This window comes from Microbacterium sp. X-17, from assembly GCF_039615055.1.
On record NZ_JBDHNI010000003.1, the window covers coordinates 438,513 to 457,056 of the forward strand.

Consider the following 18,544-nt stretch of genomic DNA (forward strand, 5'->3'; position numbering starts at 1 on the left):
CGCCGGATGCGATAGTGGTGACTGTGACACGCACGATGAGCAGCGGCGAATGAGCCTCGAGCCGCCCCCCGAACTGGGGCTGCGCAGGGCGATGGTCTCGTTCGTGACCCTCGTCGGCGGAGTGCCGCTCGCCGTCATCCCGGCCGCGACCGTCTCGATCGCGTCGCGGGTGTTCCCGCTGCCGGAGCAGGGCGCGATCGCGGTGGCGACGATGGTCGCCACGTTCGTCGGGCAGCTCGTGTTCGCGGTCGTGGTGGAGTCGCGGCTCAGCTCCGCCTCGACCGAGCGCCGGGTCACCTTCCCGCTCTGGCTCGCAGGCCTCTCGATGCTCGCCGCGATCGCGGTCGCTGTCGCCTACACGAACGCCGTCGTGCTCTGCGTGGCCCTGCCGGTGCTGGTGGCCTCCCTCGAAGTCGGGCGCGGAGTCTCGGTGGCGGAACGGCTGGACACCCGCGAGTTCTGGGCGGCCGTCACGGTCGGCGTCGGCGCGCTGGCGGGGGTCGTCGCCGGTTTCGCGCGCATCGAGTGGGCGCTGATCCCCCTCGTCGCCGGCATCTTCGTCGCGACGGTCATCCGCTCGATGCCGGTGTCGCACCACGCCTCGCGGCCCGAGCCGCGCGTGATGGGCTGGGTGGTCACGGACGTGGCGATCACCGGCGGCATCTACCCGCTGCTGAACGCGACGGTCCTCGCGCTGCTCGGGCCGGCCCAGGCGGTGCTGTTCACGTCGATCTCCACGGTCTCCGGACTGCTCGCCATCCCGCTGAACTTCATGCGGCTCCGCCTGCTGAAGGCGCACTCGCGGCTGGACATCGTCGTCTCCGCCGCAGCGGTCGTCGGCGCCATCGTGGTGATCGTCGTGTGCGAGTGGCTCGGCGTGTTCGGCTACGCCTTCCACGGCACCTGGACGGAGGCCGCGACGGCCGTCCCGCTGTTCGTCGCCTGCCTGTGGCGGGCGGCGTCGCTGGCGTCGACCATCCCGTTCGCGAGCCTCCGTCGGATGGGCGAGGCGAAGCTGCTGACGCTGCTGCGGGCGACCGCGGCGGTCGCGACGTTCCTCGCCGCCCTCGCCGTGGTCGCGACGGACGACCTGGTCTGGATCTTCGCCGTCCTGCTCGGCGGCGAGCTCTTCCAGGCCGTGCTCTACGAGTCGGCACGGCGACGGAAGGCCGCGGAGCGCCTCGCCGCGCACGAGGGTGCTGCCGGATGACGGCGCGCATCCTCGTCGACCTCCTGTTCCTGACCGGGGGCAAGGGCGGCATGGAGTCCTACGTGCGCCGGCTCTACGGGGCCATGCCGCGCGCCGCCGACGTGGAGTTCGTCGGGCTGGCGTCCTCGGAGGCCGCGCGGCTCGACCTGTCCTGGTTCCCCGGCGACGTCGTCGACTCGGGCGTGAGCGGCGAGGGCCGCGTGGCGTGGGCGCTGGGCGAGCTGCGCGCCGTGTCCCGGCACGCCCGCCGGATCGGCGCCGACCTCATCCACGCCCCGGCCAACGTCGGGCCGCACCGCGCCCCCGCGCCCGTCGTGCTCACGCTCCATGACGTCCTGCCGTTCGCGCACCCCGAGTGGGTCCCCGGCCGGCACGGCACGGTCCTGCGCTGGCTGATCCGGCGCACGGTCGCGAACGCGGCACGGGTGCTGACCGTGAGCGACGCGTCCGCCGCCGGCATCGTGCAGGCGCTCGGCGTCGACCCGGGGCGCGTCGTCGCGATCCCGCTCGCCGGCGACGCCGCCGCCGTCCCGTCACCCCGCGTCGCGGCGACCCGGCCGGTGGTGCTCTGCGTCGGCAACCGGATGCCCCACAAGAACGTCGAGACGCTCGTGCGGGCCATCGCCGGACTCCCCGCGGAGGCACGTCCCCGCCTCGCCCTCACGGGAGGCGGCGCGGACGACCCGCTCCGGCCGCTGGCCGACGAGCTCGGCGTCTCCGCCGACATCGACTTCCTCGGCTGGGTCTCCGCCGACGAGCTGGAGAGCGCCTTCCGGCGATCGTCGCTCGTCGCCTTCCCGACCCGCTTCGAGGGGTTCGGCCTGCCGGTGCTCGAGGCGATGTCGCGCGGCCGCGCTGTGCTGTGCTCCGACCTTCCCGTGCTCCGGGAGGTCGGCGGTGACGCGGCCGTGTATCTCGACCCGTCCGACGTCGCGGCCTGGACGCGCACGCTCGGCGAGCTGACGCGCGACGACGCCGAGCTCGACCGCCGCGGGGCCGCGGGCCTGGAACGCGCGGGCGAGTTCTCCTGGGAGCATGCCGCCGGCCGCACCCTCGCGGAGTTTCAGTCCGTCCTGGCGCGCTCGTAGCGCCGGAGGAGCTCGTCCACCGACGCCCGCAGGTTGCGGGTGGCGCTGGCCTCGGCGAACCAGCGCCTGGTCGACGCGCGCAGCTCGTCGCCGCCGTCCAGCGCCCGCACCACCGCGCCGCCCAGCTCGGCAGGCGAGACGCTGGGCGACAGGAAGCCGTTGACCCCGTCCTCCACGAGGTCGGCCGCCGCGTTGTCCTCGCCGGCGACGACGACGCTGGGCGTGCCGTGCGACGCCGCCTCGGCCACCACCAGGCCGAACCCCTCCCGGCGGGACGGGTTCACCAGCACGGACGCGCGCGCCATCAGGTCCTCGAGGTCGTCATCGGGGACGCGCCCCAGGACCTCCGGCTCGACGCCGGCCTCGCGCGCCGCGGAGAGCAGCGCGGGAGTCTCCGGCCCCGACCCCGCGACGACCAGCCGCGCGCCGGGGTGCGAGCGCTGGACCACGCGCATCGCGGCCGGCAGGGCGTCGAGCTGCTTGTCCGCGATGTGGCGGCCGGCGAAGAGGATCAGGTCGCGGTCCGTCTCCGGCTCGACGCTCGGCGCCGCCGCCCCGGCGAGGTCCATCAGCCCCAGGACGAGGCCGCCTCGCCCGCGCCGCCGGGCCTTGCGGAGCGTGAACGAGCTGTTGACGGTGACCTCGTCGCTCAGCCGGAGCCCGATGACCTGGAGCAGCCAGGCGACGGAGCCGACGACCGGCCCGGAGTACTCGAACCATTTCCGCAGGGACCACACCTCGAGCCAGTCGGCCACCAGCCAGCTCCTGGTCCCGCGCAGCGCCAGCCGTGCGGCGAGGACGTTGAGCGGGGGAAGCGCGCTCACCACGACGATGTCGTAACTCCCGCGCGAGCGGCGAAGGGCGCGGTACGTCGCCCGCGCGAAGCCGACTGCGGCCCGCGGCATCCGGTCGCCGTGCTCGTCGGCGATCTCGCCCCGCCAGATCTCCCGGATGGCGAAGTCCACGGACGGGGCCTGCCCGGGCGGCCACTGCGCGCGGGTCAGATAGTCGACCGCGGCGCCGCGCTCGGCGAACCGCTCCGCGAGCGCGCGGTACACGCGCTCCCCGCCGCCGGTGTTCACGGGGTAGAGGCAGTCGTAGACGACGGCCACCGTGAGCGGTGCGTCCCCGCTCACCGTGCGACGGCCTCGTCGCCCGCGCGCGGCCCCAGGTCGGCGGCGGCGGCACGACGGGCCAGGAGCCCGACGAAGGCGGCGAACGCGGCCGACAGCACGACGAACAGCACGACCAGCGTCATCCAGCCGAGCGGAGGCTGCCACTGCGCGTGCTGGAACATCCGGGTGATGGGCGTGCTCTCCCCCACCACGTAGCGGCGGAGGGCGAGCACGAACGCGGCGACGCCGAACAGCCACAGCAGGCCGGCGACCACCCAGGTCGCGCGGACGGAGAGGAAGGCGATCCGCCTCCCGCCTCTACGGCCGAGCACCCAGCCGGCGAGGGCGATCACCGAAAGGTAGAGGAACAGCCCGTAGCGGCCCTGCCAGATGACCCCGGTCTGGTGGGTGCTGTACGCCTGCACCAGGACGGGCACCAGGAACGCCGCAGCGCAGGCCACGGCGAGCGTGACGAGCTCGCGCCGCCGCGCGGAGAGGAACGCCAGCCCGCCGACGAGCGCGAGGGCGGCGATCGCCGGCCAGAACGCCCACCCGGGCAGCGGTGCGTCGAACCAGCCGAAGTAGCCCAGCGCCTGGGTCAGGAAAGCGGGGGTGCCGCGGACCATGTACGCCGCGCCTGAGAGGAAGCTCGCGCCGACCAGCGGAGCGTCGCCCTTCTCGGCCTGGCTGGACAGGCTTCCGCCGACGAGCGTCCAGCCGACGGAGAAGACGCCCCCGAGCGCGAGCAGGATCAGCCACGGATACGACGCCCGCCGCCGGAACACGGCCAGGAACGACCGCACCCCCGTCGCGACGACGCACAGCGCGACCAGGACCACGACCCAGAGCGGCCCGAGCGCCCTGGCGTTGGCGAGCACGATCCCGGAGACCGTCACGATGGTCCACAGGTAGCCGAGGCCCAGTCCCGGCGCGGACGACGACTCCGGCGCCTCCGCCCCGAACCGGCGCAGGAGGCGGAGGAGCGAGACCGTGAAGGCGAGGCCCGCGACGATCTCGACGCCGTTCGGGTTGATGGCCCCGTTGAGGTAGACCACCATCGGCAGCGCGGCGAACGACAGCGCGAGCGGCATCCAGCGCGCACGGGGTGACGCGACCGCCGCCTGCACGGCCCAGGCGAAGAACAGCGCGCCGAAGAGCGCGCTCGCGACGCGCATGGCATAGATGCCCGCCGAACCGCCGAGCAGGAGGCTCGGCCAGCCGACGACGTAGTAGTAGATGGGGTTGTACGCGCTCACCCAGCTCGCGGACCAGAGCGTCCCGCCCGGTGCGCCCAGGGAGCTCCCGCAGTCGGCCGGGGTGTTCGGGTGGTACACGAAGCACATGATCTGGGGGTTGACCGCGTACGACGGGGGCAGGTCGACCACAAGGTTGCGGATGCCGGGCTCACGGTGCCCGATGGCCTCGCCGCGCACCTGCGCGATCGCCTTGACGGCGTGGGCGCTCTCGTCGGGGACGGAGAAGATCGGCGAGGCGAGGGCCCAGCTCACGCAGAGCGCTGCGAAGAGGGCGAAGGCCGTCCAGAACACCCAGGCGGTCCGCTGCACGGCGGGCGACGAGGCGCGCTCGGGCGCGGAGACGCCTCGCGCCACGACGTCGTCCGGCACGGAGCCGAGCGCGTCCGCAGCAGGGGCGTCGATTCGGGGTGAGGGCACAGACGGATTATGCCCTGCCGACCGCATCCGTGCGCTCAGCCCACTCCGCGAAGCGAAGCGCGAGGTCGGGGTGCTCCGGGCGCAGCTCCGCGGAGCCTCCCTCGGCGTAGAGGCGGACGAGCTCGTCGACCGCGTCGTCGGGCAGGCCCGCGCGCCGCATCCCCACCGCGTTCGCGCCGCGCACGCGCGCCGGGTTCCCGAAGGCCTTCGCCCACGGCGGCAGGTCCCGGGTCACGACGGCGCCCATTCCCACCATCGCGCCCGCTCCGACGTAGCGCCGCTGGTGCACGGAGACGCCGAGCCCCAGGTTCGCGCCGTCGCCCAGCTCCACGTGCCCGGCCAGGAGCACACTGGAGGCCAGGGTCACGCCGTCGCCGAGCCGGCAGTCGTGCGCGATGTACGACTGGTTCATGATGAACGCGTCGTCGCCGACGACGGTGCGGTCGTGCCAGCCCTGGTGGATCTGCGCGTACTCGCGGATCGTGTTGCGGCTTCCGATCGTGACGCCGTTGCCCGCGGAGAACGACGCGGCGTCACGCGGATGCTCGAAACCCCGCACCTCGGGAGGGGCGCCGACGACGGCGCCGGTCCCGAACCAGTTCCCGTCGCCGATCTCCACCGGGCCGATGATGACGGCGAGCGGGCCGATCGTGTTGCCCGACCCCAGCCGGACGTCGCCGATGAGCTGAGCGGACGGATGGATCGAGTTCGCGGCGTCGCTCATCGCTCGCAGGCCCGGCTCGGAGAGACAAGGTAAGGTGGCAGCGCATACTTTTGTCGCACCCCCATACCCTAACCACACGAAGGCTCCATGATTCCCATCACGACGGTCAAGTTCGGTCCGGAAGAAGAGCGTGAGGTCCTCGAGGTCCTCCGCTCCGGGTCCATCGCTCAAGGCCCGAAGGTGGCGCGGCTCGAAGACGAGTTCGCCCGCATGCACGGCGTCCCGCACGCGATCGCGGTCAACAACGGGACGACCGCGCTGGTCGCCGCTCTGCAGGCACTCGACCTGCAGCCGGGCGACGAGGTCGTCACGTCGCCGTTCACGTTCGTGGCGACGCTGAACGCGATCCTGGAGGCCGGCGCGACCGCCACCTTCGCGGACATCCGCTTCGACGACTTCAACGTCGACCCCGCTTCCCTGAAGGAGGCCGTCGGCCCGAACACCAAGGTGCTCCTCCCCGTGCACCTGTACGGCCAGATGGCCGACATGGCGCCGATCGCCGAGCTCGCCGCCGAGAAGGGCCTGCGCATCCTGGAGGACGCCGCCCAGTCCCACGGCGCGACCTACGACGGCCGCTTCGCCGGCAGCTACGGCCTCGGCACCTTCTCGCTGTACGCGACCAAGAACCTCACCACCGGCGAGGGCGGCCTGATCACCACGAACGACGACGCGATCGCCGACACGCTGCGCGTGATGCGCAACCAGGGCATGCGCGCCAGGTACGTCTACGAGATGGCCGGGCACAACTACCGCCTGACCGACCTGCAGGCGGCCCTCGGCCTCCCCCAGCTCGAGCGCTACGCGTCGATCGTGGAGGCGCGCAAGCGCAACGCCGCCCGCCTCATCGAGGGCCTGGAGGGCGTCCCCGGCGTCGTCGCCCCGCGCGAGCTGCCCGGCCGCTCGCACGTGTGGCACCAGTTCACCATCCGCGTCACCGACGAGGCGCGGGTCGACCGCGACACGTTCGTGCAGCGCCTCGCAGACGAAGGGGTCGGCGCCGGCGTCTACTACCCGCGCCTGCTGTGGGACTACGACGCCTACCGCCACCACCCGCGGGTCCTGCGCCGCGAGGCGCCCGTCGCCGAGCAGGTCGCCCGTCAGGTCGTCTCGCTGCCGGTCCACAACGCCCTCTCCGACGACGACCTCTCGACCATCGTCGCGGCCGTGCGCAAGGTGGCCGGAGCATGACCGCCGCACGCATCGCCCTGGTCGGCGCCGGCACGATGGGCAGCCACCACGCCCGCGTGATCGCCCAGTCCTCGCGCTCCGAGCTGACCGTGCTGGTCGACCCGCGCGAGTCCGTCGGCACCGCGGTCGCCGAGCGCTTCGGAGCGCAGTGGCTTCCCGAGCTGCCCGACCTCTCCGACATCGACGGCGTGGTCGTCGCGGCCGCGACCGAGGCGCACTACGACCTGGCCATGCAGGTGCTGTCCCAGGACACCCCGCTGTTGGTCGAGAAGCCGGTGGCCGACAGCCTGCTGCGCACCGAGGAGATCCTGGCGCTGGCCGACGAGCGCGACCTCCCCTTCATGTGCGGCCTCCTGGAGCGCTACAACCCCGCCGTGATGACGGCGCGCGAGCTGATCGCCGAGCCGGTGCACGTCACCGCCACCCGCCACTCGCCCTACGCCCCGCGCATCCGCACCGGCGTCGCGTGGGACCTCCTCGTGCACGACGTCGACCTGGCGATCGGGATCATCGGCGCCGCGCCCGGCAACGTGGAGTCGCGGCTCGGTCACTTCCACCCCGACTCCCTGGCGGACGCCGAGGACGTGGCGGAGACCCTGCTCGACTTCCCGGGCGGCGCCATCGCGCACATCTCTGCCAGCCGCGTCGGCCAGCGCAAGATCCGCCAGCTCTCGATCTACGAGCGCGACCGCCTGATCGAGGTGGACCTGCTCCGCCGCGATGTCACGGTCTACCACCACGTCTCCGAGAACTCGGTCGACGACGGACGCGGCTACCGGCAGCAGACGGTCATCGAGATCCCGGAGCTGGTCAGCTCGGCGGAGCCGCTCACGACGCAGTTCGGGCGATTCCTCGACGTGATCGACGGCTCGGCCGACGCCGCGGCCGAGCGCGGGACGATCCTGGCCCCGCACCGCGTCATCGACCAGGTGATCGCGCGCCGCCCCGTGCTGCAGGGATGAGCGTGCCCGCCGCCGCAGGAGAGCCCACCGAGGAGAGCAAGCGCGTCCATCCGGTGCGCGCGTTCGCCGACCACCCGGTCGTCCGCTACCTCGTCGCGGGCGGGCTGGCGTTCATCGTCGACTTCACGCTGCTGTGGCTGTTCCACGAGGTCTTCGGCTGGGCCACCTGGCTCGCGGCCGCCGTCGCCTTCGTCATCAGCTTCGCGTTCACCTACACTATCCAGCGGGTGCTGGGCTTCAGCTCGCAGGTGCCGCACGGCCCCGCGCTGATCAAGTACACTCTTCTGGTCGTCGTGAACACCGTGGCGACCGCCGTCATCGTCGCCCTGGTCGACCAGTCCCCGTTGAGCTGGGCGGGCGGCAAGGTCATCGCGACCGCCGTCACGACGGTGTGGAACTACTTCGCGTATCGCTACTGGGTCTTCGCCGGCCCCCGACGATCGAGCACGGCCGCCGAGGCCGCCCGAGAGGACTGAGGATGTACAACGGCGCACGGATCGCCGCAGTGGTGCCCGCCTACAAAGAGGCACTGATGATCAACACGGTCATCGACACCATGCCGGACTACGTCGATCACATCGTGATCGTCGACGACCACAGCCCCGACGACACCAGCGGTGTGGTGAAGGCCAACCCGGACCCCCGCATCACCCTCATCCGGCACGAGGCGAACCAGGGTGTCGGCGGCGCGATCATCACGGGCCACCGCGCGGCGATCGAGCTCGGCGCCGACGTCAACGTCATCATGGCCGGCGACGCCCAGATGGACCCGACCTACCTGCCCGCGCTGATCGACCACGTGACCACGGAGGGCTACGGCTTCGCCAAGGCGAACCGCTTCTTCGCGCCCGAGTCGTTCCACGGCATGCCCCGCTACCGCATCTTCGGCAACATCGTGCTGTCGTTCATGACGAAGCTCGCCTCGGGGTACTGGCACCTGTTCGACCCGCAGAACGGCTACACCGCCATCCGCACGGATGTGCTGCGCCGGGTGCCGCTCGACCACGTGGCACGCCGCTACTCGTTCGAGAACGACCTGCTCATCCACCTGAACATCCTCCAGGTGCCGGCCGTCGACGTCCCCGTCCCCGCGGTCTACGGCAACGAGGTCTCCAGCATCAAGCTCGGCCGGGTCGTGCCCGAGCTGCTCAGCCTGCTGACGCGCGGTTTCTGGCGACGGATCTGGTACCGCTACGTGCTGTGGTCGTTCTCGCCCATCGCGCTCCTGCTGGTGCTCGGCCTGATCCTCTCGCTGTTCGGTCTGGGAGTCGCGATCTGGGTGTGCTTCCAGATCGCCGCCTCCGTGGTCGCCACCGCCGCGACCGTCATGCTCGCGGCGCTCCCGCTCATGCTGGGGACGCAGATGCTGATATCGGCGCTGCAGCTCGACATCCAGGCCAGCCCGTCGAAACCGACCTACCCGCCGTTCTCGGCCACCTAGACGCCCGTACACGACGAAGGGGGCCGCTGCAGTCGCAGCGGCCCCCTTCCTCGTTGTCCGACGGTCAGCCCGGGATGCTCATGACCGCCACGTAGCTGGCGAGTCCGACGGCCGGGGCCAGGTAGCGCGTCCAGACCGCGCGCGTGAACAGCACGCCCGCGCAGGCGAGGAAGAACGGGATGAGCGACATGCCGTACCGCGGCGGGAGCGAGAAGTAGTACCCGCTCACCGCGATGTTCGCGACCGCGAGGATCGGCCCCGCGAGGAGCGCCACCACGAACGACCCGAGCGCCAGGGCTTCGTGCTGGGTGCCGCGCTTGGACGCTGCCAGCAGGCCCAGGACGCCCGCCACGATCACCCAGGTCATCAGGGTCGCCGCGATGACGGCCGCGAAGCCCACCTGGCTGGGCTGGATCGCCCCGTTGGCGACGCCGGGGAAGAACTTGAACACCTCGTCGACGAAGGCCTTCTTGCCGAACGGCGTGGAGACCCCCTGGTCCGGGAAGGTGCCGACGGTCAGGGCGTTCCTGATCAGAATCCAGATGACCTGGCCGACCAGCGAGGCGACCAGGGCGATCGCCCCGATCAGGACGCGACGGTCGCGGAAGAACGTCCTGGTCCGTTCACGCCAGACGCCCTCGGACCGGAAGGCGTCGTTCGCCGCCATGATCAGCAGGATCAGCACCGCCGCGGCGACCGCCATGAGGTTCTGCAGCTTGGCCAGCGTGACGAGCACGCCGAACACGACGAACAGGATCGCGCCGCGTCTGCCCGGTCTGCTCAGCATCGTCAGCCCGAACAGCATGAGCGAGCCCGCCAGCAGTGAGGTGGCGTCGGTGCTGATGTAGGTGTTCGACCAGTACGCGGAGAGCGAGCCGACCATGAGCAGGCCGAGGCCGGCCGCCGTTGCGGGGTGGACCCGGAGCCGACGCAGCGAGAGGTAGAGCAGGATCGCACCGGCCGCCAGCCACGTCCAGCCGGTCAGTCGCCCGGCCTCGGTGATGTCGGTGATGCCGAAGAGCCGGAGCGGTTGGGCCATGAGCCACGTCGCGCCGAAGTACAGCGGTGTGTAGAGGTCGGCCGTGGTCTTGCCCGTGTTGGGCATGCGCGCGACGTCGGCGGCCGTCCAGTGCTCGCAGAACGAGTCCGGGTAGAAGCCGATCGTCCGTACACCGTGGCACGACAGGTAGAGCCGGGCGTACTGGCCGGTCTCCTCACCCTTGTGCACGATGATCTGCGTCGGCACCTTGGCGAGGTAGTCGATGTAGACGTACTCGTCGATCGGCGAGACCGTCGCGTGCTGCGGGGTGATCCAGACGCCGAGCAGCAGGCTCGCGAGGCCCAGAACGACGCAGAGGATCGTGTCGATGAGCCGCGGCCGCGAACGGAACCGGCCGGGGCGGCTCGCGTCCGCTTCGGGACGATCGATGTCGGAGGAGGTCGTTTCGAGGCTCACGCGAGAGTCTCCCCGAGCAGATCTGTGCACTCGAGGGCAGGGGTGTGGGCCAATCTCTTGCCTTTCTGGAGAGGGGTGCACGCGGGAGAGCGTGTCGTCACTTGACGACGACCTGCGTGCATCCCAGGAGTGTAGTCGACCCGAACGGCGTCAGCGGCACGCCCTTGGCGCACAGCTTGTAGGTGCCGGGCTGGGTCACTCCGACCACCGTACCTGAGAATCCGTGGGCCGACCCGAACGCGGGGAACGCCCTGCCGACGTCGGCGCGGGTCCCGGAGGCCGGGACCTGGAGGCTGACCACCGTGTTGTCCGGCTTGGTCACCTCGATCGAGACGGTGGCGGGGCTGGCCGGCACCGCCGGGTCGACGGCCCAGCCGCTGGCGGAGATCGTCCAGTTGCCCGTGGTCCCCGCCGCCGCGGCCCAGTCCAGCGACCCCACCAGCTGGTTGGCGGTGATGGTCAGCGACCGGCAGCCGATCAGCGCGTTGCCCCGGTTGTACGTGGATTGGGCGATGCCGAAGGCGCACAGCCGGTAGGTGCCGGTCTTGGTGACGGTGAAGCTCTGCGTGAAGCCGTGCAGGCTTCCCATCCCCGGGAAGGCCCGGCCGATGTCGTCGCGCGGGTTCGTGGACGCCGTGCGGATCGCCTGCACGGTCCCGTCCGGCTTGTCGAGGTACAGGTCGACGGGGATGGACGTCCCCGGCGCGCCCTGGTCGAGCGCCCACCCGGACGCGTTGACCTGGGCCGCTCCCGCGGTCGCCGACATCCAGAAGCCGTCGAGCGACCCGATCGGGGTCACCTGCGGGACGGTGACCGGGAGGCACCCGAGCATGGCGTTGGCGGCGCCGAACGGGGATTGCCCGATCCCGAACGCGCAGACGTTGTAGGTGCCGGGCTGCGAGAGCACGAGCGATCCGGAGAAGCCGTGCGCCGCCCCCGCGCCGGGGTAGAGGCGCGCGATGTCGTTGCGCGTCCCCGTCGTCGGGACGCGCTGTGCGGCCGTGGTGCCGTTCGGCCTGTCGATGTACACGTCGACGGGGATGCTCGTGCTGAGCCACGCGTTGTCGACGGCCCACCCGCTGAACAGGATCGAGGTGCGGCCGTCCGTGCCGAGCGAGATCATGGCGGAGTCGAGGACGCCGGCCGGATTGCTCGCGCCGAGTTGCACAGTGCGGCAGCCGACCGAGGCGTCGGCCTTGCCCGCCGCCGTGTGGCCGGAGATCGTCACGCAGACCTGGTACGCGCCCGCCGGCCCTGCCGGCACGGTGACCGGGATCGAGAACCCGTGCGCGGCCCCCGCGGCCGGATAGGCCGTGGCGACGTCGGGACGTGCGCCGGACGCCACAGCGGTCGCCGTCGCTTTGGCGCCGGTCGGGCCGGTCACCGTCGCGGTCGCCGTGGCGGCGGTCGCCGCCGACGTCGGGTCGAAGCCCCAGCCGCTCGCGGTGAGGGTGGCGCCGGTCGCCGTCGCCGTCGCGCCCACGGAGTCGAGGCTGCCGATCGCCGCGGTGCCGTTCACGGTCACCGTCCGGCAGCCGAGCAGCCAGCCCCCGGCGCCTCCGGTCATCGGGAAGACGCAGACGTTGTAATTGCCCGGCAGGGTCGCGGGGAACGTCGACTGGTAGCCGTGGTTCGGCCCGGCGGCCGTGTAGACCGCTCCGACGTCCGGGCGGGAGGTGTTCGCCTTGATCTCGTAGCCCTTGGTCGTGCCGTCGGGCTGGTCGATGTAGATGTCCACGAGCGCGGTCGTCGCCGGAGCCGAGCGCTCGATCGCCCAGCCGGACACCAGGATGCCGGCGCCGCTGTCGGTGTAGCGGACGGAGACGTCGTCCAGGCTGGCGAGCGGATCGACGGTGCCCGTCGGCGACCCGAACCACTGGTTGTAGTAGACCCAGAAGTTGCGGTTCCCGTAGCTGGAGCACGAACCGCCGGCGCCGTACAGGTTCGCGAGGGCCGCCTGGTCCGGCTGATACGGCGTGTAGTAGTACAGCGCGGCCGTCGCCAGGTTCTTGATGGTGATGACCGGCGCTGCGCAGCCGGGGCTGGGGCTGTAACGCACCGCCGAGGGCGAGCCGACCGGGAACCAGGTGAAGTAGTTCGAGGTGCCGGGCGGGTTGCCGTAGCGCACGAGCTGGTGGGCGGCGCTGTAGATCTGGTTGAACACTCCGTAGTAGGAGGTGTCGCATCCGGAGGTGTCGGGGCAGGCGTAGCCCATCGCCTTGTTGAGCTGCCCGGTCGTCGGGGCGGCCGCCGTGATCAGGCCCTGCTCCTTCTGCAAGGTGACCAGGATGACCTTCGCGCTGATGCCGCACGCCTGCTGGACCTTGAAGATGATCGCCGCCGTGGACTCCGTGCCTCCGCCCGCGTACGCGTTGCACATGGCGTCCGCCGCCTTGCTCGACGTGGCGAACTGCCCGACCGCGAGGCACGAGCTGGTCTGGCACGACACCTTCGAGCTCAGGAAGGACTGGACCTCCGCCTGGGTCATCGCGTTCGCGTTGTAGAAGTTCGCGTCCGAGATGATGTTGGACGGATCGAAGTCGGAGCCGGACAGCGCGTCGGCGCGATCGGGCGCGGACCAGCCGCCCATGACGGCGGCCGCGATGGCGACCAGGAGCACGAGAGCGCTCGCGACGACGCGTTTCGGAGTCATTCCGGTTCTCCTCGCCCGGTGAGAATGGCCCCAGTGAGACCCGCAGGATGGAACGTTTCGTCCAGCCTATTGGCTCACCACGCGAAAAGCTTGCGTTTTTTGCCGCTCACGCGCGCAAACAGCACCCCCGTTCGGGTGGTGCCCGTCACAGCTCGGAGGCCTGCTTCCGCCGTTCGTTGCGCGCCTTGTACCGCTCCATGACCGCCGACACGCCTCCCTCTTTGAGGTAGTACGCGGCCCGATCCAGGTCGCGGCGGATGCCCGTCCGGGGCACGACCTGGACCTTCTTCACGGCCTTGCCCGCGGAGGACTTCGAGTTCACGTCCTTGTCCGCCGCCCGGACCGGACGCCGGCAGAACTCGATCAGCGGCGCCAGCGCGCGACTCCAGCGGAAGTCCTCGCGGACCCGCGCGACGGCGGCGCGCGCGGAGGCGGCGGCCTCCTGGTCGAACAGGTACCGCTCGATCGCCTCGGCGAGCGCGTCCACGTCCCGCTCCGGCACCGAGGCGCCGAGGCCCTCCTTGGCGACCAGATCGCCGAACGAGTCGCCTGCGGTCGTCACGATCGGCAGCCCCGCCCACAGGTAGTCGAGGATGCGGGTGCGGAACGAGAAGGTGGTCTCGACGTGCTGGAAGTGCGTGGAGACGCCGAGGTCGGCGTCGAGCAGGTAGTTCTGACGCTCCTCGTACGGCACCCAGCTCTCGTTGAAGAACACGTTCGTGCCGAGCAGGCCCAGGTGCTCGGCGAGGACGCGCGCCTGCGAGACGGCCTCCATCTCCGGTACGTCGGGGTTGGGGTGCTTCACGCCCATGAAGAAGAGGCGGAGGTTGTCGTGACGCTCCACGAGCTGCGCGACCGCCCGGATCAGCGTCTGGGGGTCGAACCAGTTGTAGATTCCGCCGCCCCAGACGATGACCTTGTCGTCCTGCCCGATGCCGGGGACCGCTCCGCGGATGGCGTGCTCGGTCTGCTCCGGGTCCTCCGACGGGATGCCGAACGGCGCGATCGCGATGAGCGAGTCCAGCTCGGGGTCGCGGGAGTACGTGTACGCGTTGATCCGGCCGAGCGCGGCGAGCTGGCCGAGCCAGAAGTGCCGCTGCCGGTCGCTGGCGCAGAGGAAGAAGTCGCCCTGGTCGAGCTGCTGGTTGAGCGTCTCAGTGGCGTCGCCGATCTGCTTGTTCCACTGCTTGAACGTGTTGCCGCGGCCCTGCTCGAGCTGCTCGAGGTGCATCGGGTCGTAGACATCGACCACGAGGATCTTCTGCGACTTGGCCAGCGCCGGGAACAGCGCGAGCGCGTTCCCCTGGAGGACGATCACGTCCGCCCACTTCTCGTGCTCGACCACCGTCGAGGGGTGGTGGTGCGAGATCGTCGCGAGCTCGAACGGCGCGTCGATGGGAGACACCGACGTCATCGACAGCAGCCGGACGTCGTGCTCGTGCGCGAGCTCGCCCGCGATGTGCCACGAGCGGATCGCGGGGCCGGCCATCCTGGCCCCGATGGGGTCGCCCGTGATGACCAGCACGCGCCGCCTGCGGCCCGCGTTCTCCAGGACGTCCAGGCTGGCGACGATCTTGGCGTAGCCGTCGAGGTACGACTCGATCGGGTACGCGGGCTCGTCGAGCTTCCCGAAGAGCGTGATGAGCTCGCGGTCCGTGCGCACGCGCGTCGCCTGGATGGCGCGGCGCTTGTCGGTCATCTCGGGGAGGAGCTCCACGAGGCGGTCGATCGCGAAGACGCCCGCCATGGTCGACTTGGGCACGTCGAGCGTGCGCTGGTCGTCGCCGCCCGGGTTGCGGAGGTCGAACTGGGTCGAGTCGAGCCCCCCGCGACCGACGGCGCGGCGGACGGCCAGCAGCAGCGCGGCGGAGAAAGTGTCGTCCAGCAGCTCGTCGCCGAGGTTCTTGTAGAGCGTGTAGAGCGCGTTGCGCTCGAGGAGGTACTCCTCGCGGAAGTTGCCGAACTTGTTCATCGACGCGTGGTGCTTGTGGTAGGCCAGCGACGCCGGCTGGAACCGGAAGCGGTAGCCGGCGAGGTTGAGGCGCCAGCCGAGGTCGACGTCGTCGTAGAACATGAAGTAGTCGTCGTCGAAGCCCTCGAGCTGCTCGAACACCTCGGCGCGGATGAACATCGCCGCACCGGTGCCGAAGAGGACGTCCTTCTCTTTGTCCCAGGAGCCGCGGTCCTGCTCGCCGGCGTGCGGCTTGTAGCCCATCCCGTACCAGGTGATGGCGCCGTCGACGAAGTCGACGTCCGTGCCGTCCCAGTCGAGCACCTTGCTGGCGACCGCCCCGATGTCCTTGCCGGTGGCGAAGGTGTCGATCGCGGTGCGGATCCAGTCGGTGTGAGGTTTCGCATCGTTGTTGAGGAACGCGACGAACTCTCCGGTCGACTTCGAGACGCCCAGGTTGCAGCCTCCGGTGAAGCCGAGGTTCGCTCCGGAGTCGATCAGGACGATGTCGTCGCCGAGGGCGCTCAGCTTCTCCATGCTGTCGTCGCCGGAGCCGTTCTCGACGACGACGATCTCCAGCAGCTCGGCCGGCCAGTTCAGCGCCCGCAGGCCCGCGACGCACTCGATCGTGTCGTCGGCGCCCCGGAAGTTCACCAGCACGACGGAGACGACACCCGGTCGACGCTTCTTCATCATTCGTCTCGTTCCTTAAGTCTTTTCCACTGCGTTCGGCCACGGACCCCGCAAAGTCTAGTCGCACCCGATCACGGCCCCACCGGTGCACGCACAGGCGCTACCGAGGTTCGCACCCGCTCAGCGATTAGAATGACCTTCTGTCAATCGCCGGGATCACCCGCTTCCGGCGCTCACACGAGAAGGCGGACGAGAACGATGAGTACAAGCGCAGCCGACCTCCGGGCGCTCGCCATCGAGGAGACCCCTTTCCAGACGGTCAGTCAGAAGCAGGGCTTCTTCCGTGGAAGCGGACGGTCCATCGCCGACGTCTGGGCGCACAGGGAGTTGCTCGGCCTCCTCGTCAGGCGCGAGATCAAGGCCCGCTACAAGGACAGCTCGCTCGGCCTGGTCTGGAGCCTGGCGCGACCGCTCATCCAGCTCCTCATCTATTACTTCGCGATCGGGCAGGTGCTGGGCGCGGCCCGCAACACCCCGGACTTCGCGATCTTCGTATTCACCGGCCTGACTATCTGGGGCCTGTTCAGCGAGATCGTGTCCAGCTCGACCGGCTCCATCATCGGCAACGGCGGGCTGGTCAAGAAGGTCTACCTGCCGCGGGAGATCTTCCCGCTCAGCAGCGTGGGCGGGGCGCTGTTCAACTTCGGGGTCCAGCTCGTCGTGCTGGTGATCGCCATCCTGGTCCTCTCGCACTTCCCGATCGGCGTGACCCTCCTGCTCGCGCCGCTGTCGATCGTGATGCTCGTGGTGTTCGCAACCGCGGTCGGGCTCGTGCTCTCCGCGGTCAACGTCTACCTGCGCGACACGCAGCACTTCGTCGAGATCGCCCTCCTGGTGCTGTTCTGGGCCTCGCCGATCGTGTACCCGTTCACGTTCGTGCACAACGCCCTGCACGGGAACTGGATCGAGCAGCTCTACCTCGCGAACCCCGTCACCATCGCCGTCATCGGCATGCAGAAGGCGCTCTGGGCCGGCGGCCTGGAGGGCGCGGGCGCGACCGCCCAGGTCTGGCCCAGCCAGCTCGGGCTGCGCCTGGTCATCATGCTCGGCATCAGCCTCATCCTCCTCTGGCTCTCGCAGCGCGCGTTCGCCAGGCTTCAGGGCAACTTCGCGCAGGAGATCTGACCCGTGACCGACATCCCCCTGATCCGCGTCGACGACGTCTCGAAGCGCTTCGTCATGCACAAGGAGAAGTCCCTCAAGGAGCGCATCCTCAACTTCTCCGCGTCGCGCAAGCACCGTGACGACTTCTGGGCGCTCCGCGACGTCTCGCTCGACATCGACATGGGCTCGACGGTCGGCCTGGTGGGCCACAACGGCTCGGGCAAGAGCACGCTCCTGAAGGTCATCGGCGGCATCATCGAGCCGACGACCGGCTCCGTGTCGCGCCGTGGCCGGATGGCCGCCCTCCTGGAGCTCGGCGCCGGCTTCCACCCCGACCTGACCGGCCGCGAGAACGTCTACCTCAACGCCGCCATCCTCGGGCTGACCCGCAAGCAGACCGACAAGTACTTCGACGCGATCGTGGACTTCTCCGGCATCGAGGACTTCATCGACACCCAGGTCAAGTTCTACAGCTCGGGCATGTACGTGCGCCTGGCGTTCGCGGTCGCGGTGCACGTCGACCCCGATCTGCTGCTCGTGGACGAGGTCCTCGCCGTCGGCGACGAGCCGTTCCAGCGCAAGTGCATGGACAAGATCGAGGAGTTCCAGCGCGAGGGCCGCACGATCGTTCTGGTCAGCCACTCCGCGGAGCAGGTCGGCCGCCTCTGCGACCGCGTCGTGGTGCTGAACCACGGCCACCTCATCCACGACGGCAGCCCCACCGAGGGCCTGCGCGTGCTTCGCCAGGGCTTCGAGCAGCAGCGCATCGACCACGACGCCGCGCACCCGACCACCGTCGCCCCGAAGACGGCGACCATCGACAGCATCGTCGCCCTGCCCCGCGTGGACGGCGTCGTCGACACCTCGCGCGAGCCGGCCGACAAGTCGGAGGCCATCCTGCTCGAGCCCGCGTCGGATCTGGTGATCCGCTACCGCTACCGGCTCACCGCTCCCCAGGAGCCGCTCGCCGCCGGCATCGCGATCGAGACCGCGACGGGACTCGCCGTCTACGGCCTCAACACCAAGATGCTGGAGACGACCATCCCTGCCGAGCCCGGCCTCCACGAGGTGGACTTCGTGATCGACCGCAACGCCCTCGGCGCCGGCACCTACTCGGTGCGCGGCAGCCTGGAGGAGGTCGCCGGGACGTCGCTCGACCGGATGACGCCGGCCTCCATGTTCGAGATCGCGCCCTACGACATCGGCTCGGGCATCGTCCGGCTGGACGCGTCGGCGGCGGTCGTCGGAGCCGAGGCGGAGGTGCCGTCCGGGCTCAGCGCCTGAGA

Annotated in this window: 14 protein-coding genes; 8 read left to right on the forward strand and 6 right to left on the reverse strand. The window is 70.5% G+C overall.

The features are described from left to right. Positions 1 to 49 precede the first annotated feature (49 nt). Both ABCS02_RS16435 and ABCS02_RS16440 read left to right on the forward strand, forming a co-directional pair. Positions 50 to 1,210 carry a hypothetical protein gene (locus tag ABCS02_RS16435; protein WP_345836741.1) on the forward strand — a complete coding sequence of 387 codons (1,161 nt, stop codon included), beginning with the start codon at positions 50 to 52 and terminating at the stop codon, positions 1,208 to 1,210. After that, entirely contained in the window at positions 1,207 to 2,298 is a 1,092-nt protein-coding gene (locus ABCS02_RS16440) for a glycosyltransferase family 1 protein (protein WP_345836742.1), read from the forward strand. Before ABCS02_RS16435 ends, ABCS02_RS16440 begins: the two co-directional genes overlap by 4 nt. On the opposite strand, the gene ABCS02_RS16445 is transcribed toward ABCS02_RS16440, so the two are convergent. Genes ABCS02_RS16445 through ABCS02_RS16455 form a run of 3 tightly spaced genes read right to left on the reverse strand, consistent with a single transcriptional unit; the run spans position 2,274 to position 5,810 of the window. After that, a complete protein-coding gene (locus ABCS02_RS16445) occupies positions 2,274 to 3,434 on the reverse strand; it encodes a glycosyltransferase family 4 protein (protein ID WP_345836743.1) in 1,161 nt (386 codons plus the stop codon). The two genes, ABCS02_RS16440 and ABCS02_RS16445, sit on opposite strands and share 25 nt — an antisense overlap. Next, complete coding sequence (locus ABCS02_RS16450; protein WP_345836744.1) at positions 3,431 to 5,086, reverse strand: DUF2142 domain-containing protein; 1,656 nt, start codon at positions 5,084 to 5,086, stop codon at positions 3,431 to 3,433. The genes ABCS02_RS16445 and ABCS02_RS16450 overlap by 4 nt, the downstream gene beginning before the upstream one ends. A 7-nt stretch (positions 5,087 to 5,093) precedes the next feature. After that, positions 5,094 to 5,810, reverse strand: coding sequence for an acyl-ACP--UDP-N- acetylglucosamine O-acyltransferase (locus tag ABCS02_RS16455; RefSeq protein ID WP_345836745.1), 717 nt, complete (start codon positions 5,808 to 5,810; stop codon positions 5,094 to 5,096). A gap of 87 nt (positions 5,811 to 5,897) precedes the next feature. On the opposite strand from ABCS02_RS16455, the gene ABCS02_RS16460 reads away from it, so the two are divergent. Genes ABCS02_RS16460 through ABCS02_RS16475 form a run of 4 tightly spaced genes read left to right on the forward strand, consistent with a single transcriptional unit; the run spans position 5,898 to position 9,401 of the window. Further along, positions 5,898 to 6,998, forward strand: coding sequence for a DegT/DnrJ/EryC1/StrS family aminotransferase (locus ABCS02_RS16460; RefSeq protein WP_345836746.1), 1,101 nt, complete (start codon positions 5,898 to 5,900; stop codon positions 6,996 to 6,998). After that, positions 6,995 to 7,960, forward strand: a complete 966-nt coding sequence (locus ABCS02_RS16465; RefSeq protein WP_345836747.1) for a Gfo/Idh/MocA family oxidoreductase — start codon at positions 6,995 to 6,997, stop codon at positions 7,958 to 7,960. Before ABCS02_RS16460 ends, ABCS02_RS16465 begins: the two co-directional genes overlap by 4 nt. A gap of 2 nt (positions 7,961 to 7,962) precedes the next feature. Next, positions 7,963 to 8,436, forward strand: coding sequence for a GtrA family protein (locus ABCS02_RS16470; RefSeq protein WP_345836748.1), 474 nt, complete (start codon positions 7,963 to 7,965; stop codon positions 8,434 to 8,436). Between the two features lie 2 nt (positions 8,437 to 8,438). Continuing rightward, positions 8,439 to 9,401, forward strand: coding sequence for a glycosyltransferase family 2 protein (locus ABCS02_RS16475; protein WP_345836749.1), 963 nt, complete (start codon positions 8,439 to 8,441; stop codon positions 9,399 to 9,401). A 64-nt stretch (positions 9,402 to 9,465) separates the two neighbouring features. On the opposite strand, the gene ABCS02_RS16480 is transcribed toward ABCS02_RS16475, so the two are convergent. The 3 genes from ABCS02_RS16480 to ABCS02_RS16490 all read right to left on the reverse strand — a co-directional run bounded on the left by ABCS02_RS16480 (position 9,466) and on the right by ABCS02_RS16490 (position 16,154). Next, positions 9,466 to 10,857 carry a hypothetical protein gene (locus tag ABCS02_RS16480; protein WP_345836750.1) on the reverse strand — a complete coding sequence of 464 codons (1,392 nt, stop codon included), beginning with the start codon at positions 10,855 to 10,857 and terminating at the stop codon, positions 9,466 to 9,468. 97 nt (positions 10,858 to 10,954) lie between these two features. Next, positions 10,955 to 13,510 (reverse strand): hypothetical protein, encoded by a 2,556-nt coding sequence (locus tag ABCS02_RS16485; RefSeq protein WP_345836751.1) that lies wholly within the window; start codon positions 13,508 to 13,510, stop codon positions 10,955 to 10,957. A 145-nt stretch (positions 13,511 to 13,655) separates the two neighbouring features. Then, positions 13,656 to 16,154, reverse strand: coding sequence for a glycosyltransferase (locus ABCS02_RS16490; protein WP_345836752.1), 2,499 nt, complete (start codon positions 16,152 to 16,154; stop codon positions 13,656 to 13,658). A 198-nt stretch (positions 16,155 to 16,352) separates the two neighbouring features. Between ABCS02_RS16490 and ABCS02_RS16495 the strand changes: the two genes are divergently transcribed. Then, complete coding sequence (locus tag ABCS02_RS16495) at positions 16,353 to 17,279, forward strand: ABC transporter permease (protein ID WP_345836753.1); 927 nt, start codon at positions 16,353 to 16,355, stop codon at positions 17,277 to 17,279. Positions 17,280 to 17,282: 3 nt separating this feature from the next. Further along, positions 17,283 to 18,542, forward strand: a complete 1,260-nt coding sequence (locus tag ABCS02_RS16500; protein ID WP_345836754.1) for an ABC transporter ATP-binding protein — start codon at positions 17,283 to 17,285, stop codon at positions 18,540 to 18,542. Positions 18,543 to 18,544: the final 2 nt, after the last annotated feature.

What these genes read in the sequence shown, in the direction of transcription:
- ABCS02_RS16460 (WP_345836746.1), top strand. Translation starts at nt 5,898, where the DNA reads ATGATTCCCATCACGACGGTCAAGTTCGGTCCGGAAGAAGAGCGTGAG.
- ABCS02_RS16475 (WP_345836749.1), top strand. Translation starts at nt 8,439, where the DNA reads ATGTACAACGGCGCACGGATCGCCGCAGTGGTGCCCGCCTACAAAGAG.
- ABCS02_RS16435 (WP_345836741.1), top strand. Translation starts at nt 50, where the DNA reads ATGAGCCTCGAGCCGCCCCCCGAACTGGGGCTGCGCAGGGCGATGGTC.
- ABCS02_RS16490 (WP_345836752.1), bottom strand. Translation starts at nt 16,154, where the DNA reads ATGAAGAAGCGTCGACCGGGTGTCGTCTCCGTCGTGCTGGTGAACTTC.
- ABCS02_RS16485 (WP_345836751.1), bottom strand. Translation starts at nt 13,510, where the DNA reads ATGACTCCGAAACGCGTCGTCGCGAGCGCTCTCGTGCTCCTGGTCGCC.
- ABCS02_RS16440 (WP_345836742.1), top strand. Translation starts at nt 1,207, where the DNA reads ATGACGGCGCGCATCCTCGTCGACCTCCTGTTCCTGACCGGGGGCAAG.
- ABCS02_RS16465 (WP_345836747.1), top strand. Translation starts at nt 6,995, where the DNA reads ATGACCGCCGCACGCATCGCCCTGGTCGGCGCCGGCACGATGGGCAGC.
- ABCS02_RS16495 (WP_345836753.1), top strand. Translation starts at nt 16,353, where the DNA reads ATGAGTACAAGCGCAGCCGACCTCCGGGCGCTCGCCATCGAGGAGACC.
- ABCS02_RS16455 (WP_345836745.1), bottom strand. Translation starts at nt 5,810, where the DNA reads ATGAGCGACGCCGCGAACTCGATCCATCCGTCCGCTCAGCTCATCGGC.